The sequence below is a fragment of the Lutibacter sp. genome, assembly GCF_021647475.1.
In the GTDB taxonomy this organism is placed as follows: domain Bacteria; phylum Bacteroidota; class Bacteroidia; order Flavobacteriales; family Flavobacteriaceae; genus Lutibacter.
The window spans coordinates 36,483-53,703 of record NZ_JAKIUR010000002.1 but is presented as its reverse complement, the minus strand read 5'-3'; the positions used below and the strand labels follow the sequence as shown (position 1 = coordinate 53,703).

At 28.9% G+C, this 17,221-nt stretch carries 18 protein-coding genes; 6 read left to right on the top strand and 12 right to left on the bottom strand.

Annotated features, from left to right (window positions below; translation table 11 throughout):
* Window positions 1–72: 72 nt before the first annotated feature.
* The 3 genes from L3J60_RS13425 to L3J60_RS01015 are packed head-to-tail and all read left to right on the top strand — an operon-like array spanning window position 73 to window position 1,308.
* The gene (locus tag L3J60_RS13425; RefSeq protein WP_366836621.1) at window positions 73–210 is read left to right on the top strand and encodes a hypothetical protein; all 138 of its coding nucleotides are present in this window, start codon (window positions 73–75) and stop codon (window positions 208–210) included.
* 35 nt (window positions 211–245) lie between these two features.
* Window positions 246–740 (top strand): winged helix-turn-helix domain-containing protein, encoded by a 495-nt coding sequence (locus tag L3J60_RS01020; protein WP_291973472.1) that lies wholly within the window; start codon window positions 246–248, stop codon window positions 738–740.
* Between the two features lie 13 nt (window positions 741–753).
* On the top strand, window positions 754–1,308 hold the full coding sequence (locus L3J60_RS01015) for an IS630 family transposase (protein ID WP_291973521.1): 555 nt from the start codon (window positions 754–756) through the stop codon (window positions 1,306–1,308).
* Between the two features lie 68 nt (window positions 1,309–1,376).
* Here the strand turns inward: L3J60_RS01015 and L3J60_RS01010 are convergent, their stop codons facing one another.
* Entirely contained in the window at window positions 1,377–1,730 is a 354-nt protein-coding gene (locus L3J60_RS01010) for a hypothetical protein (protein WP_291973470.1), read from the bottom strand.
* A gap of 64 nt (window positions 1,731–1,794) precedes the next feature.
* On the opposite strand from L3J60_RS01010, the gene L3J60_RS01005 reads away from it, so the two are divergent.
* On the top strand, window positions 1,795–2,307 hold the full coding sequence (locus L3J60_RS01005; protein WP_291973468.1) for a CvpA family protein: 513 nt from the start codon (window positions 1,795–1,797) through the stop codon (window positions 2,305–2,307).
* 168 nt (window positions 2,308–2,475) lie between these two features.
* Here L3J60_RS01005 and L3J60_RS01000 read toward each other — a convergent pair whose 3' ends face one another.
* Both L3J60_RS01000 and L3J60_RS00995 read right to left on the bottom strand, forming a co-directional pair.
* On the bottom strand, window positions 2,476–2,733 hold the full coding sequence (locus tag L3J60_RS01000; protein ID WP_291973466.1) for a hypothetical protein: 258 nt from the start codon (window positions 2,731–2,733) through the stop codon (window positions 2,476–2,478).
* Between the two features lie 36 nt (window positions 2,734–2,769).
* Entirely contained in the window at window positions 2,770–3,729 is a 960-nt protein-coding gene (locus L3J60_RS00995) for a YCF48-related protein (protein WP_291973463.1), read from the bottom strand.
* A 768-nt stretch (window positions 3,730–4,497) separates the two neighbouring features.
* On the opposite strand from L3J60_RS00995, the gene L3J60_RS00990 reads away from it, so the two are divergent.
* Entirely contained in the window at window positions 4,498–5,214 is a 717-nt protein-coding gene (locus tag L3J60_RS00990) for a TlpA disulfide reductase family protein (protein WP_291973462.1), read from the top strand.
* Here L3J60_RS00990 and L3J60_RS00985 read toward each other — a convergent pair.
* The 8 genes from L3J60_RS00985 to L3J60_RS00950 form a co-directional block, all read right to left on the bottom strand.
* Window positions 5,211–5,963, bottom strand: a complete 753-nt coding sequence (locus tag L3J60_RS00985; RefSeq protein WP_291973460.1) for a tetratricopeptide repeat protein — start codon at window positions 5,961–5,963, stop codon at window positions 5,211–5,213. The two genes, L3J60_RS00990 and L3J60_RS00985, sit on opposite strands and share 4 nt — an antisense overlap.
* Window position 5,964: 1 nt before the next feature.
* On the bottom strand, window positions 5,965–7,731 hold the full coding sequence (locus L3J60_RS00980) for a BatD family protein (RefSeq protein ID WP_291973458.1): 1,767 nt from the start codon (window positions 7,729–7,731) through the stop codon (window positions 5,965–5,967).
* A gap of 2 nt (window positions 7,732–7,733) precedes the next feature.
* Window positions 7,734–8,501, bottom strand: coding sequence for a tetratricopeptide repeat protein (locus tag L3J60_RS00975; RefSeq protein WP_291973456.1), 768 nt, complete (start codon window positions 8,499–8,501; stop codon window positions 7,734–7,736).
* A 7-nt stretch (window positions 8,502–8,508) separates the two neighbouring features.
* On the bottom strand, window positions 8,509–9,549 hold the full coding sequence (locus L3J60_RS00970; RefSeq protein ID WP_291973454.1) for a VWA domain-containing protein: 1,041 nt from the start codon (window positions 9,547–9,549) through the stop codon (window positions 8,509–8,511).
* 25 nt (window positions 9,550–9,574) lie between these two features.
* Window positions 9,575–10,582, bottom strand: a complete 1,008-nt coding sequence (locus L3J60_RS00965) for a VWA domain-containing protein (protein WP_291973452.1) — start codon at window positions 10,580–10,582, stop codon at window positions 9,575–9,577.
* Window positions 10,569–11,480 (bottom strand): hypothetical protein, encoded by a 912-nt coding sequence (locus tag L3J60_RS00960; RefSeq protein WP_291973450.1) that lies wholly within the window; start codon window positions 11,478–11,480, stop codon window positions 10,569–10,571. Before L3J60_RS00960 ends, L3J60_RS00965 begins: the two co-directional genes overlap by 14 nt.
* A gap of 18 nt (window positions 11,481–11,498) precedes the next feature.
* Window positions 11,499–12,371: a DUF58 domain-containing protein gene (locus L3J60_RS00955; protein ID WP_291973449.1), complete on the bottom strand. Its 873-nt coding sequence runs from the start codon at window positions 12,369–12,371 to the stop codon at window positions 11,499–11,501.
* A 62-nt stretch (window positions 12,372–12,433) separates the two neighbouring features.
* A complete protein-coding gene (locus L3J60_RS00950; RefSeq protein ID WP_291973447.1) occupies window positions 12,434–13,441 on the bottom strand; it encodes a MoxR family ATPase in 1,008 nt (335 codons plus the stop codon).
* Window positions 13,442–13,745: 304 nt separating this feature from the next.
* On the opposite strand from L3J60_RS00950, the gene L3J60_RS00945 reads away from it, so the two are divergent.
* Entirely contained in the window at window positions 13,746–16,388 is a 2,643-nt protein-coding gene (locus L3J60_RS00945) for a TonB-dependent receptor (protein ID WP_291973445.1), read from the top strand.
* Window positions 16,389–16,438: 50 nt separating this feature from the next.
* On the opposite strand, the gene L3J60_RS00940 is transcribed toward L3J60_RS00945, so the two are convergent.
* Window positions 16,439–17,191 (bottom strand): UDP-2,3-diacylglucosamine diphosphatase, encoded by a 753-nt coding sequence (locus L3J60_RS00940; RefSeq protein ID WP_291973443.1) that lies wholly within the window; start codon window positions 17,189–17,191, stop codon window positions 16,439–16,441.
* Window positions 17,192–17,221: the final 30 nt, after the last annotated feature.

Sequence of the window (17,221 nt, the reverse complement as noted above, 5' to 3'; positions counted from 1 at the left end):
GCTTGTCCAGGATTTGTACAAACTAATGTTTCTGTAAATGCGTTAACTGGTGATGGAACGCCACAAAATAAAATGGATAAAGCCACAAAAAATGGATTAACTCCTAAAGCGTTTTCAAAAAAACTAATTAAAGCTGTTGAACACGAAAAGCAAGAAGTAACTATTGGTGGTTTTAAAGAAAAATTAGCGGTATATATAATACCAATTTAATTAGTTAAAGTCGTTATTATTTTATATCTTTAAGGATGTCAAAAGCAAAAGAATTTGTGATAAATCAGGACATTCCTGAATTGAATTTACTCCGTAAAAAGCAATCTAATTTTAAATTTGAAAAACGTATTATTTGGTTAATAGAAATCAAAAACAAACGATTCAAAACCAGAAAATCATTAACTGATTATTTAGGAATCACTTCACGTACAGGAGAGCGTTGGGTTCAAAAGTATAAATCAAAAGGAATTGAAGGCTTACTGTCTGATGCCCCAAAAAACTTAAAATCTAGAATCATCACACCAGAGATTCACAAGGGATTAGCAAAGCGAGTGAATTCCAGTGAACACCCTTTTTTAGGATACTGGGATGCTGTTCAATGGGTTGAAAACGAGTACAATATTGAGGTACAATATCACAACTTGAGAAGATATTTAATTCAACATTTTAAGACCAAACTTAAAACCCCAAGAAAATCTCATTATAAAAAAGATGATAAAGCGGTGGATGCTTTTTTAAAAACTTCCTAATACGCTACAAAACATTAGATTTAGTCTAAATAAAGAGAAGTACTCTAGTGTCAATTTATATTTTCAAGATGAAGCTAGATTTGGAATGATGACACATCTTGGAAGGTATTTAACTGCATCGGGAGTAAAGCCAATTGTTTCCTATCAACATATTTTTAAAACCACCTATTTATATGGAAGTTACTCGCCAATAAATGGTAATAGTTTTGTTTGGGAAATCAATGGTGTAAACACCATAATATTTGAAGCCTATCTAAAAGAGTTCTCGCAATACAAACCAAATGAGTATAAAATTGTTGTTATTGATAACGCTGGTTTTCACTCAACAAAAAACATTGAAGTGCCCGAAAATATTTTTCTTTTGAGAATACCTCCTTATGCACCAGAACTAAATCCTTGCGAACAAGTTTGGCAGTATATTAAAAATCGATATAAAAATCAACGTTTTGAAACTATGGAAAATTTAACAGATTGGTTGCATAATATGGTAAATCAAATGACTCCAAAAACCATTAAATCAATCACTGGAAATCATCACTATATAAATGCTTTTAATGCGATATTATAAAATTAAATTGGTATAAAACGGTTTTTTCCGAAATTACTTGCAAAAATGATACGAAAAATGGCTGTAACCTAAATTAGTTCTTTTTCTTCAAAGTAAAGTACAATGGCTTCTTTTATAAGTACGGTTTGTTCACCGGGTTTTAAAATTGGTAATTCTTCTACTATTTTATAGTGTGGCCAGCCTTCTTCATCAAAAAAATCAAATTTATAATAGCCAAAGGGTTCTAATAACCTACAAATTGCGATATGCATTAAGTTTATTTTTTCATCCTTTTCAAAAGATTGAGAGCCTTTTCCTAATTCCTGAACACCAATTAAATAAATAATAGCATCTATTTGCAACGTTTCTCCTTCTCCAAATTTATTTGATAATTTGGTTACCACAGCTTCCCAATTTTCTTTTAAAACTTGATCTCTTGCCATTTGATTTTTTTTATTAGTCTGCAAATATACAAATCGATTCATGTATATTTACAAAAACTATCACATGAATACTTTTGATATTGTTATCACCGCCTTACTTGTTTTTGGTTTTATAAGAGGTTTGTTAAAAGGTTTATTTGTTGAAGTAGCCTCATTAGCTGCACTAATACTTGGGGTTTACGGAGCAATTCATTTTTCGTATTTTGCCTCTGCACTACTAAAAAATTATGTTTCTTGGGATGAAAAATACATTACTATTGTTGCTTTTGCTATTACTTTTGCAATTATTGTTATTGTAATTGCATTGCTTGGAAAATTGTTTACAAAAATTGCCAACTTTGCCGCATTAGGATTTTTAAATAAATTATTAGGTGGTGTTTTTGGAGCTTTAAAAATTGGATTAATTTTAAGTATTATATTACTAGTTTTCAGCAAACTTAATAATACCATTCCTTTTATGTCTGAAGAACAACAAGAAGCAACTATTTTATATAAACCTATTAAAAATTTAGCTCCTACACTTTTCCCGAGTTTAATAAAGTTTTCAGATAAATCTGAAAACAAAACCGCTAACTAAATTAAATTTTGTTAACTTGTTGTACATTTTGACTCTTTAAAATTACTATTCTCGATACTAATTTTAAGCCTAAAAAGGCTAAAATTCACTCGAATTGACGAAATTTTATCAAAATGCACAACGAGTTTTGTTAGTTTAAACCTATTTATTCGTTAAATTTATTTAGAATTAAAATCTATTGAAACTCACTTTTACTAAAATAGCTATTATTTTTTTACTGTTAGTAGCAGCAACAGGATGCAAGGATAAAACTAATAATTCTTTTAGTATTTCAGGAACTATAAAATCTGCTAAAAACGGAATATTAGTACTTTCTAAAATTGAGGATATTTCGGTTGCTTGTATGGTTAGTGGCGTGTTAAAATTACTATATTTTCGGTTATGTACAAAACTTTTGTTTAATGAAAAGAACTTTGAGTATAGCAAATAGTAGCCATTAACTATACAATTTGTTGTGGGTTGTTATTTGTTTCTTTTTAGAATAATTCCATTTTCACCAACTACATATAATTTCCCATTTGGTGTAGATGTCATTGAAATAAGATAATTATCTATATCTTCGTGTTCATATTCTTTACTCCAATTTAAGCCTCCATCATTTGTTCTATAAATTGAATTACCACTTAAAACATATCCATCATTTTCATTGAGAAAAAGAATACTCATAATAAGGTCTGTGAAATTTCCTCCAGATGATACTAAAATCCAGTTTAGACCTCCATCGGATGTTTTATATATTTCTCTATTAAAATTAACAATAAACCCATTATTATTATCAATGAAATTAATAGCCACAATTTCACTATTTTGAATAGTTGAAGGTAAATTTAACTCATTCCAGGTTCCTCCGTTATTAGTAGATTTATAAAGTTCTCCGAAATGAACATTATCGTAAGTTGAACCACCAGCCAAATACAAGGTTTCATTAGATGTAACTACTAATTTATTTGAATGACCTTGAAGAACAGATACCCAATTTAATCCTCCATCATTTGTTTTTAATACTTGTCCACCTTTTACAATAACTCCATTTTGAATATTAAAAAAATGAATATCAAAAATTGTCCCAAAATAATTAGATAAGTTTCCAACTTCATTAAATGTATTTCCTGAATTTAATGTTTGATATAGTCCTACTCTTGATGTGTAAAAATTATTGTTATTTAATATGAAAACAGAATTAAAAGAAGCAGAAACGTCAACATTTAATTTTATCCAATTTTCACCTCCATCTTCTGTTTTCATTAAAGTTTTTAATGCTCCACAAGTAATGCCAAAATTTTCGTCAATAAATTGAATATCAACCAAAGTCTGTGGAGTGGGAGTGTTTAATTCGTTCCAAAGATTTAAGTCATTTAGAGGTTCATCGTTTGAGCAACCAAAAACTGAAATTATAATAATTAAATATAGTACTCTTTTCATTTTTTTTTAATAACCCACAACGGGTTTGAATATGGTAAGTTGCGGGTTTGAAATCGAAATTTTCCATATATTTTAATTAGGTTAAAAGTAGCGAAAAATTTTGTTTAAACAACAATTTAGCAATTTGCTATATGCGGTGTTAACTTTTGTAGCTTATTTACTCTGATTTATCTTTCCTTTTCGTTTTTCCTCTTGTTTGCTTTCTCGTTTCTGAAAATTGTCTTTGAACTTATTATTTTCTCCAAACTTTTTCCTTTCTCCTTCTCTCCTATTTTTCTTTTTTCTTTTACGTTTCTTTTCGTAACTCTTTACGTGTCATTTCTCTTTCCATTTTCATTTTACGTTTCTTTTCTCAAATTCTGTGCGATTAATTTCTAAAATCTGTTCTTTCTCAAAATCTTTTCGCTCTCAAAATCCTTTTCTTTTCATTTCTAAAATTCGAGATTTCTCCGCTTTATTAAATTTTTATTTTAACGAACTTTTATTCAATCTGAGTCGAATCCGCTATGAAAGTTAATTTCTAATAAACAAGTAATAATTGATTCCATTCAAGTAAACAGAAGAGGAGGTTTTAATGTAGTTTACATTTTAAAGCCTGGTATTTATAGTTTAAAATTCAATACTAAAAGTACTTTATTAGCCATTGATAAAGGGCAACAGTTAAAAATTAAAGGGAAAGATTTTGAGCACATAAAAATTAAAGGCTCAAAAGACACAAAATTATTACAAGAATATGAAAATTATCGAAAAAATTCTTTAAAACGGTTAGTGACATCTGTCCGCTTAAAAATAAAAAAAACACAGAATAAACATCCTAATTCTTCAACAATTGCCACTTTACGAGATATTGAAATTGCCAACTATAAGCTTCATTTAGAGGAACTTATGAATTTTATTAAAGAAAAAATGGGAATATCCGTGGCTATTTATCCAACTTCAACCCGATGGATTGGAGGTAAATATATTCCTTTTTTAGATTCATTAATTAATGCTTTTGATGTGCAACATCCAAATTATGCAATTACTCAAAAATTAAAAGAACGCCTTACTATTTTAAAAAGATTAAATATTGGATCAAAAATACCAAACTTTACACTTTCTGATTCCTCAAATACTTTTAAGAGCTTAGCTTCTTTAAAAGGTAAAATTACTCTTGTTGATTTTTGGGCAAGTTGGTGTCCACCTTGTAGAACCGAAAGTATATTACTTAAAAAATTATATAAAAAAAACCATGCTAAAGGTTTTGAAATTTATAGTATTTCATTAGATACTAAACGAAAAAGCTGGGTAAATGCTATAAAAAAAGATCAAAGAGATTGGATAAATGTTTCTTCTTTAGAAGGGTTTAACACTACTGTTTCTAAAAGTTTTGGAATAACTTCGTTACCTTTTAATATGTTATTAGACGAACAAAAAAATATTATTGCAGTTAATATATTTGGAGAAAAGTTAGCTTCAAAAATAGACCAACTATTTACAAATTAAATTTCCTTTAAATAATCGGCAAAAATCCAGCCTGTTTTACCATCTGCTATTTTAATTTTTTTCCAATTATCTAACTCATCTAAAACTATTACTTTAGTTCCTTCGTGTAATTCAAATGCATCATTACTGCTAGTTGATGGTGCGTTTTTAACTTCAACTTTTGTAGCAAAAATAATAGCAGTTCTATTTTTTTGTTCATAATTATAATTTTCAATAGCAAAAAACAACGTAATTATTAACACAACTAATGAAATAATTGAAGTGTTAAAATACATTAATTTTTTGGTTGAAGAGAATGAAAAATAATAGAGTAAAAAGAATATTGCTACTAAAAAAGAGGCAACCACAGCAATAATTGCCCAAGTATCAAATGAAAATTTTTGAATTATGTTTTCTGATAACTTTTGTAGAAATGTTTTTGGAAGTTCATCAATTGCATCAATAGTCATCCTATTTGCAAAGGTTAAATTAGTTTTTGCTTTTTCGTTCTCTGGATTTAATTTTAACGCTTTTTCGTAATAATAAATGGCAGGAGCAACTTTGTTTAATTTATAATAACAATTTCCCAAATTTAAAAATAAACCATCAGACTGTAATCCTTGTTCTTTAATAGATTTATACGAATCAATTGCTTTTAAATAATTCCCATTTTTATAAAACTCATTTCCTTTGGTAAACAATTCCTTTGGCGTTTGGGCTAACATTATGGTTGTAAACAATAAAAACCAACTAAAAACTATATTTTTCATATTACAGTTGTTTATCTAATTTAGTGATTATTTTTTTTGCTTTTTCAAATTCATTTTCCATCATAACATTAGATGTTGGTGTAAATCTGGCGAAATCACAATCTTTTAAAACTTCAATAAATTGATTTATAATGCCTTTATCTACTTTTTTATTCTGAAGTAATTCTGTAATTTTTTCAATGGAAATATCTGAAGTTTCCATAAATAATTTTGCTTTTAAAAAGTTGTGTAAAGCTTTTTCTAAAGCGATATAAAAAGCTTCTTTTTTACCTAATTGTTTTTTAGCTTCAGATAAATATTTTTTAGCTAATCTATCTGCTTTACGAATTCTATTTCCAAATACATCTTTGGCTCTTTCTGCACGTTTTTTACCTATAAACATTCCTATCGGAATAGCTAAAAATGGCAACAATAATAGCCAATAAAATTTAGAAGTAAATAAAAATGATTCTTTTTTTGTAGGTTTAAATTCGGTGTTTAAAGTAATAAATCGAAATCTATTATTTTTTTCTATTACTCGTTTTTTGTTTGGATTTGTTAAGGTATCTGTAATAGAAGGTATTTCTTTTCCTTCAGTAACTTCTACAATAATATCCTTTGTTTTTAACGTTTTATATTGTTTATCCTTTGGATTAAAATAACTAAAGGTTACCGCTGGAATTTTATATTTTCCTTTAAATTGCGGAACAACAGTATAAGTATCTGAAATACTTCCTCTTAAACCAACTAACGATGTGGATACTTGCTCTTTATGTTCTGGAGTATAAGTTTCTAATTGTTTTGGGGTGGTTATTTTTGGAATATCAAATAATTTTAAATTTCCTCTACCGGTAACTTCTACTTTAATTTGAGCTGCTTCGTTTGCTTTTAAAACATTTTTATCTGTAGTAACATTTAGTTGAAATTCGCCAACCGCACCAGTAAAATCAATAGGTTTTCCTTTATCTGGCAGTGCTTTAACATTAATATATTTTGTTGCAGATTGTGTGTCGTAGTTTATATTATTGGTAATCATATTCCCAAAAAAATCACCTTTTCCAGTTGGAACTCCAACAGAAAAATCCATTTTTATGGGTTCAATTTTTAATTTTCCTGCTCTTTGAGGAATTAAAACTGCTTTTTTAAGAATTATATATCGATATTTTTCTCCGTTGTAAGTGCCATTTTTAACTTTGATATTTTTCACGCCAATATCCTGATTCCAAAAACCATTATACTGAGGTGCTTCTGTAACTCGCCAATCATTAACACTAATATTTTGGCTAACATATAATTTATAAACCACATAAATTCCTTCACCTATATACGGACTTTGATTTGAAACTTCGGCAACTAAATGGATGTTTTGTTGAGCAACATATAATGGATTGTTAGGATCTTTTGGTATTTCAACCGCCTTAACCACTGTAATTTTGACTGAATTTGATTGTATTATATTGCCATTATATTCAATTTTTGCAGGAGCTATGGTAAATTCGCCTATATGTTTAGGTTGTAAAAAATAAATATAAGATTGTGAATAGCTTGCTTTACCGTTAATCCAAGATTGATTTACCGATGAACTTGGTCCGCCAATTATATTGAAATTGGAAAATGAAGGGGCTTTAAAATTATCTGCACCTTGTTTATTTACTGAAAATTCAATTCTAAAACGTTGGTTAACTCCCAATTTATTTTTACTTACAGACGTTGTAAACTCAATTTGAGCAAACACAAATTGCGTTGTAATTATTAAAAAACCAAGTATATAAAATTTACGTAATTTCATTTTTACCAATCCTTTTCTTGTTTTATTTTTCTGCCTTTTGCTTTTTTAGCATTTAATTTTTTTCGCGTTTTATTTTCCTCGTTATTCATAGCATCTAATAACTGTTTCATTTGCTTAGGTGATAATTGATTTGGACGAGGTTTTGGTGGTTGTTTTTTCTCATCTTTAGGTTTATTTTTCTTTGAATTACCTTTATTATCTTTTTTGTCTTTTCCTTTATTTTTATCCTTTTTATTGTCCTTATTCTTGTCCTTTTTATTTTTTTTATTATCCTTATTGTTCTTTTTATTTTTCTTATTGTTTTTATTTTGTTGCTGTTGTTTTTTAAGCAATTTTTGAGCCAATGCTAAATTATATCTAGTTTCATCATCCTTAGAATTGTTTCTTAAGGCGTTTTTATAAGCTTCTACAGCTTTTGCATATTGCTTAGCTTTCATAAATGAATTTCCCATATTATGAAATGCTTCAGCTTTACCCATTTTATCTTTAAAAGTTTTTTCAACTAATTCATATTGGCTTACAGCTTCTTTAGTTCTGTTTTGCTGATATAATGCATTTCCTAAATTATAAGAAGCTTTTGGATAATTAGGATTGTCATCCAATGCTTTTTTATAAGCAACCTCAGCGTCTTTAAATTTTAATTGATTATACAATTTGTTTCCTTTTCTTACTTCTTCTCTTGCAACTCGTTCTAACTTTTTATTGTTTTTTTGTTGTGCGAAACCAAGATTAGTTAAACATAAAATTAAAATAACAATACTTTTTTTCATGATATTTCTAATTTTTAGTTTGATTAAATAGGTTTAATTTTTGAATCCATTTGGTTTTCTTTTCTAGTAAAAACGTATCAAAAAGTAAAAACAATAATCCAAAACCAATAAACCATTGAAATTGAGATTTATAATCTGAAAACTGCTTGGCATCAAACTCCGTTTTATTGGCTTTTGAAATTAAATTATTGACATAATCTATGGCTTTTTGAGTTTTATTCCCGTCAATATAACTGCCTTTTCCTGCTGAAGCTATTTCTCCCAAAATTTTTGGATTTAATTGAGTAATTACCACTTCGCCTTTACTATCTTTTTTGTAGCTGACAACCGTTCCATCTTTTTTAATAGGAATTGGGGCTCCTTTTTCAGTGCCAACTCCAATGGTAAACACTTTAATACCTTCTTTTGTTGCTTTTTCTACAGCACTCAAAGCATTTTCTCCGTGATCTTCTCCATCAGAAACTACAAATAAATAGCGGTTTGTTTGCTCATTGTCATCAAAAAAAGTGATAGATTTTTCTATAGCTTCATTAATTGCGGTTCCCTGGCTAGAAACCATATCTGGATTTGCATTTTGTAAAAACATTTTTGCAGCGGCATGATCTGTAGTGATTGGCAATAATGGGTATGAATTTCCTGCGTAAACAACAATTCCAACTCTATCACTTCCTAGGTTATCAATTATTTTAGTAATAATTTGTTTGGCTTTAGCTAACCTGCTTGGAGCAATATCTTCTGCTAACATACTTTTAGAAACATCTAAAGCAAAAACAATATCAACACCTTCTCGTTTAACCGTTTCTAATTTTGTTCCCATTTTTGGATTTACCAATGAAATTATTATCAAAGCAATGGCAATAGCTAAAAAACTAAATTTTAATACTGATTTAAAAGTTGATTTTTCAGGACTTAATTTATCAAATAATTCTTTTGAAGCAAACTGTTTTTGTTTTCTTTTTTTCCACCAAAGCACTCCAATAAATAGCACCAACATTGCTGGGATTACAAGCAAATAATAAAAATATGTTGGTTCTTCTAATTGATACATTTTATTTGTTAATTTCTTAATTTAATTATATAAAACTTTTAAATATTGTGTTTTTTAGCACAAATTCCAATACTATTAAAAACAAAGCCAGTAATACTAATTCTCGATATTTTTCATCGTAATTATAGTATTTAAACTCGTCAATTTTTGTTTTTTCAAGTTTATTAATTTCATTATAAATAGCTTTCAACTTTGTATTATCTGTTGCTCTAAAATATCTTCCTCCTGTTTCTTTAGCTATATATTTAAGCAATCCTTCATCTATTTCTACAGGTGAACTTCTAAATAATAATTTTCCTGTTCTTGGGTCTTTTGCATAAGGAAATGATGCCGTTCCATTAGTTCCTAAACCAATGGTGTACACTTTAATTCCTAATCCTGCAGCTAATTCTGTAGCTGTTTTAGGATCTACAAAACCTGTATTATTAACTCCGTCAGTTAATAAAATAATAACTTTACTTTTGGCTTTACTGCCTTTTAATCTATTAACTGCAGAGCCTAAACCCATGCCAATAGCAGTTCCTCCATCTAATTCTCCCCATTTAATATTGGCTATTGTATTTCTAATAATTCGTTTATCACTGGTTATAGGAGTTTTTGTAAAACTTTCTCCTGCATAAACTACAATACCAATTCTATCATTAGGTCTTTGATTTACGAATTGAGTAGCTACTTTTTTTAGAGCTTCTAATCGGTTTGGTTTTAAATCTCGTGCTAACATACTTGCTGAAACGTCAATTGCCATAACAATATCAATTCCTTTATTTGTTTTAGTACGTTTACTAACTGCTACAATTCTTGGGCGAGCTAAAGCAATAATTAGTAAAGCAATTGCCAATAATCGTAAAATTGCTAAAAATGGTTTTAATTTTGAAATTAATGATGGTGATGCTTTAAATCCTTTTAAACTTGAAACACTTAAGGTTGAAGCATCTTTTTTTTGATTTAAAAAATACCAAACAGCTATTATTGGTAATAACAATAACAACCATAAAAACTGAGGATGTAAAAACTCAAAGTTATTCCAATTCATTTTCAGTATTTTTAATAGGTTTTAAATTTTGTAAAATACGTTCTGATAGCGTTCTATCTGCTTTAATTTCTTCAACTATTGGTTTGTATTTTGCAAATTTCGCTAAATCAGCATTTTGTAAAACTTCTTTTAGTTCCTTAATGGTTTCTTTTGAAATGCCTAGTTTACTAGATTCATTAAAATCTTTTATCGTTTCTAATAATTCATTTGTGGTAGATTCTAATGCTGGAATATTAATATCCTTTTCAATATAAGATCTAACTATTTCTGTTAATTCAGAATAATACAATTTAACTTTATGCTGTTTTAATAACTGCTTTTCATCAAGTTCTTTTAGGCGTTGCATTGCTTCTTGAATTGGCGGAATGTAAACTTTAACTGCTTCTTTTTTTTCTTTTTTTCTTAAGATAAAATATAAAATAAGTCCTATTATTGCTAGTAAAGGGAATATTAGCCACCATAAGTGCAAGTAATCGTCTAATATTTTAGGTTCACTTTTTACAGCTTTAATTAGAAACATTTTTTGCTTAGTAGTGTCCACTTTTACCGTAGCAACATTTATCAACAAAGAATCTGTAAGGTATTTTTTATTATTTATTAAAACTTGTTGTTGAGGAATTACATATTGTCCGCTATCAAAACTAGTAAGTACATATTTTTTTTCTAATTTATTTTTAAGTGTATCCACTGGTAAAGCAGTTATTACTTCTACTTTATGCAAGCTATCTAATTGAAGCTTTGGAAAAACCACTTTAGTACCTTTATCTACTGATACTTTGTATTGAAATTGTTCTCCTATTCTAATAAATGTGGTATCTGTACTAACTTTTACAGGGCTTTCTTGTGAAAACCCAATAAAACCTAAACAAACCATTATATATATTAACTGTTTTTTCATGAGGCTCATACAAACGTTCTATCTTACTCCTTTTTGCTTAAAATATCCTAGTAATTTTTTTACATAACTTTCACCTATTTGAGAACTTATAACTCCAGCTCCACTACGACTAAAAGATTTTTCAAAATAATTAGCAGTTTTTAAATAATAACCCGCATAACTATTTCTAACTTTTTTGGAAGCAGTATTTACAAGCATTACTTCTTTTGTTTCGGCGTCTAACATTGGAACTAAACCAAGGTTTGGCATAGAAATTTCGTGTTTATCAAATATTCTAATTCCTGTTACGTCATGTTTTTTACCTACAATTTTTAAAGTAGCTTCATATTCATCATCTAAAAAATCGGATAATATAAAAACAATAGCTTTTTTCTTTTGCACACTAGATATAAATTTAAGGGCTTCAGAAATATTTGTTTTTGTACTTTTAGGTTTAAATTCAATTAATTCTCTAATAATTCGCAACACATGACTTCTTCCTTTTTTTGGAGGGATGTATAATTCAGTTTGATCGGAGAATAGCAAAAGACCTACTTTATCATTATTTTGAATTGCTGAAAACGCCAATGTTGCAGCAATTTCAGTAATGGTATTTTTCTTAAACTGTTTTGTTGTTCCAAATAATTCAGAACCACTAACATCTACCATTAAAACCATAGTTAATTCACGTTCTTCTTCAAAAACTTTAACATAAGGTTCATGATATCTTGCGGTAACATTCCAATCAATAGACCTAACATCATCTCCAAATTGGTATTGTCTTACTTCTGAAAAAGTCATACCTCGTCCCTTAAATGAACTATGATATTCACCAGAAAAAATATGATCAGACAACCTGCGTGTCTTAATTTCTATTTTTCGAACTTTTTTAAGTATTTCTTTGGTTTCCATAAATTTAGGTTAGAAAAATTAAAAAGAAATTCATTAATTGTTCTTAAAAAATCTATTTAATTTTAAGGGACTTCTACTTCATTAATTATTTTAGAAATAATTTCTTCGGAAGTAACATTTTCGGCTTCGGCTTCATAAGTAAGTCCTATTCTATGACGTAAAACATCAGGTACCATTGCTCTAATATCTTCTGGAATAACATATCCTCGTCTTCTAATAAATGCATAACATTTTGCTGACAATGCTAAATTGATACTCCCACGAGGAGAAGCTCCAAAACTAATAAGTCCTTTTAATTCAGGTAAATTATATTTTTCAGGATAACGAGTAGCAAAAATAATATCTAAAATATATTTTTCAATTTTCTCATCCATATAAACTTCTTTAACAGCATTTCTAGCTCTATTAATTTGCTCTAAAGACGCAACGGGTTTAACATCACCAAAACTCCCATTTAAATTTTTACGCATAATTAGTTGCTCTTCAGCAATTTTTGGATAATCAATTACAGTTTTTAACATAAAACGGTCAATTTGAGCTTCTGGTAAAGGATAAGTTCCTTCTTGCTCTATTGGGTTTTGAGTAGCCATTACTAGAAAAGGATCGTCTAATTTAAAAGTAGTATCACCAATAGTAATTTGACGCTCTTGCATGGCTTCTAATAAAGCTGATTGCACTTTTGCTGGAGCACGGTTTATTTCATCTGCCAAAACAAAATTGGCAAAAATTGGTCCTTTTTTAATAGAAAAATCATTGTCTTTCATATTATAAATCATAGTACCAACAATGTCCGCAGGTAATAAATCTGGGGTAAATTGTAATCTACTAAATTTTCCATGAACAGCTTTAGATAATGTGCTAATAGCTAAAGTTTTTGCCAATCCTGGCACACCTTCTAATAAAATATGTCCATTACCTAACAAACCAATAAGTAAGCGTTCCACCATATGTTTTTGGCCAACAATTACTTTATTCATTTCCATCATTAATAAATCAATAAAAGCACTTTCCGCTTCTATTTTCTCGTTAATAGCTTTAATATCAACTGATACATTGCTTTCTTCTAACATGTTATATTTATTTTTTTGGGTAAAATAACCTTCTTAAAATTCACCGTGCAAGTAGCACATAATTTTCATTTTTTGCTGTTAAAAATAGGTTAAAAATCAAACTAAACCTTAAGGTTTAACAGGATTTTCACTTTTTAAAAGTTTTTCATATTTAAAAATTATAAAAAATAACTATTATTCAATGATAAGTGTTGTTTTTTAAACACTTATCATTAAAGTTGTTAAATATGTGCATTTTTAATTGAATTACTTGGTAAGTTTTAACATTTTTTTAATATTTACCGAAATTTAAATATTACTATATATGAAAAAATCAATTACACAATTAAAATTTTTATTGTTATTATTGTTTTTCCCTTTACTAACTTGGGGACAAACAACAATTTCGGGTAAAATTATTGATGATAAAGGGAATGGTGTTCCCTTTGCAACAATATTAGAAGCAGGAACATCAAATGGTACAACATCTAATGAAAATGGTGATTTTCAATTTAAAGTATCTAATCTACCTACTAATTTAGTTGTTTCCTTTATTGGTTTCACAACAAAGAAGCATCATATAACTACTTCATCCAATATTATTATCAAACTCCAAGAAGAAGGAGTTAGTTTAAATGAAGTTATAGTAACCGGGAACAGAGCAAAACCACGTACCGTGTTAGATTCTCCTGTGCCAATTGATAATATTGGCGTTCAGGAACTAAAATCTACTGGAAAAACTAGTATAGAACAAATGTTAACCTACAAAGTTCCATCTTATAATGCTTCTAATCAAACCATTTCTGATGCAACAGCACATTTTGACCCTGCAGATTTAAGAGGATTAGGTCCAAGTAGAACATTAGTATTGGTTAATGGTAAAAGAAAAAATCAAAGTGCCTTAGTTTATATTAACGATACCCCCGGAAAAGGTGAAGTTGGTACAGACATGAAAAGTATTCCTGCTGCTGCTATTGAAAGAATTGAAGTTTTAAGAGATGGTGCTTCTGCTCAATATGGTTCAGACGCTATTGCTGGTGTTATTAATATTGTTTTAAAGAAAAATGTAGAATATACCAACTTAAATGTAGATTCAGGGATTACAACTAAAGGTGATGGTTTTAATATAGGTGCCGATATAAATTCAACATTAAATGTTGGCGAAAATGGTTACATAAACTTTACATTATCTTATTATCGTCAAGAGCTTACTAACAGAGCTGGCAGACCTGGAGGTGATGGATTATTTGGCGTTATTTTCAATGACCCAGCAATATTGAACGGTACACTTCCTTGGCTTCAACAAAATCCTGATATGGGAATGACTGTAGGACAGCCTGAAATGAAGGAAGGGAAAATTTTTTATAATATGGGGCTTCCTTTTAAAAACAGTTCTGGAGAATTTTATGCTTTTGGTGGATTAACCTCAAGAAAAGGAACTAGTTTTGCTCTTTACAGAACTCCATATTGGGTTCCAGATCCATATAATTTATTACATGCTGCAGGAACTGAATATCAAGGATTTCAACCAACATTTGAAGCTAACATACAAGACTTTATGAATAGTGTTGGTGTAAAATTTGACCTTTTAGGTTTTAAAGCCGATTTAAGTGGAACTTTCGGGATGAACCAAGTTGATTATACCATTGGAAATACTTTAAATCCTGATTTAGGGGCTGCAAGCCCTACAAAATTTAAAGCGGGTGCTTACTCTTTTAGTAATTTAATAGCAAATTTTGATTTAAGCAGAAGTTTTGGGCAATTAAGTTTAGCTCTTGGAGCAGAAGCCAGAAAAGAAGTTTTTAAAGCATCTGCAGGTGAACCAGATTCTTATTTTGGAGGTGGAGCACAATCATTCCCTGGTATTCAACCAGCAAATGCTATAAATAAAGATAGAACTAATTACGGTGTATATGCAAACCTTGATTGGGATGCTACAAAGGATTTTTTAATAGGTGGTGCTGTACGTTATGAGGATTTTTCTGATTTTGGAAGTAATACCTCATGGAAAGTTGATTCAAGATATAAATTAGGAAATAAAGGTGCAATACGTGCATCTTATGGAACGGGTTTTAGAGCTCCTTCATTACATCAAATTTATTTAAGTAATATTCAAACATTAGTTTCTGGAGGTACCATATCTAACCAAGGAACTTTCAATAATGTTGACCCAGTAATTCGCGATGGTTTAGGAGTACCTCAACTACATGCTGAAACTTCTAAAAACTTTTCAGTAGGATTCACCTATAAACCTGACAGAAATTTAACTTTTTCATTAGATTTTTATAATATTAAAGTTAATGATAGGGTTTTATTTACAGGAGAAGTTGGTTTTGATGGTGATAATACAACTACAAATCCTGTTGAGCAAATTTTAAATGATTTCAACGTAACCAGTATTAAGTTTTTTATTAATGCTGTTAATACGGAAACAAATGGAGTTGATTTTACTGCATCGTATTCAAATCTTGAATTAGGAGAAGGAAGTTTAGCTATCAATTTAGCAGGAAACTTTAACGATACTAAAATTGTAGGAAAAATTGCAACACCACAAATTTTAGCTGATAATGGATATGACATTTTTAACAGAAAAGAACAAGCCAGAATTACAGATTCTAGACCAAAAACTAAAATTTTATTAGGTTTTGATTATGAAATAAATAAATTTAGTGCACAATTAAATAATACTTATTTTGGTGAAGTTACTTGGCAACATGCGTCAGATCCTAATAAAGATCAAACCTTTGCAGGAAAAGTTGTAACCGATCTTAATTTTAATTATGCTTTTTCAGAAAAAGTATCTGTAAATTTATCTGTAAACAATTTATTAAATGTTTACCCTGATGCAATTGATACTAAAGGTGATTTTGTAACTGATCTTGGTGGACGTTTCAAATATCCTTGGGAAGTAAATCAATTTGGTTTTAATGGGACTACTTTAAAAGCTGGTGTAAGCTATAAATTCTAAGAAAAATATTAATACTATGGTAAAAAAAGAGGCTAATTAGCCTCTTTTTTTTATGATTTATATTTTTTTAATCTTAATTGTTCTCCATCAAATTCGCCATAGGTAAAATGGGTAATCCAATCTCCAGTATTAATATATTTTGAATTTTCAGAAACAGCTATTTCCATAGGTAAATGCCTATGCCCAAAAACAAAGAAATCATACTGTTTGTGTACTAATTTTTTCTTACAATATTGAACGAGCCATTCGTTTTCTTCTCCTAAAAATTTAATATCTTCTTCACCTGAAATCAATTTATTTTTAAGAGATAAGTATTGAGCTAATTGCATTCCAATATCTGGATGCAACCATTTGTATAGCCAATTTGAAAAAGGGTTTGTAAACACCTTTTTCATTCGTTTATATCCTTTATCTCCAGGTCCTAATCCATCACCATGACCAATTAGAAATAATTTATTATTAAAGGTGAATTCAGTAGGCTTCCGATAAATAGGAATATTTAGTTCTTTTTCAAAATAATCTTTCATCCACAAATCATGGTTTCCTACAAAAAAATGAATTTTTATTCCGCTATCTTTTAATTCAGCTAATTTTCCTAAAACTCTAATAAATCCTTTTGGAACAACTGTTTTATACTCAAACCAAAAATCAAATAAATCTCCTAACAAAAAAACAGCTTCAGCATCTTTTTTAATAGCATCTAACCAATCAATAAATTTTTTTTCTCTAATTTTACTCTTTTCAGTAGTTGGAGCTCCAAAATGCTGATCAGAAGCAAAGTATATTTTTTTAGGAGTATTCAATGTTATATTATTTTGTTCGCCAAAGATACA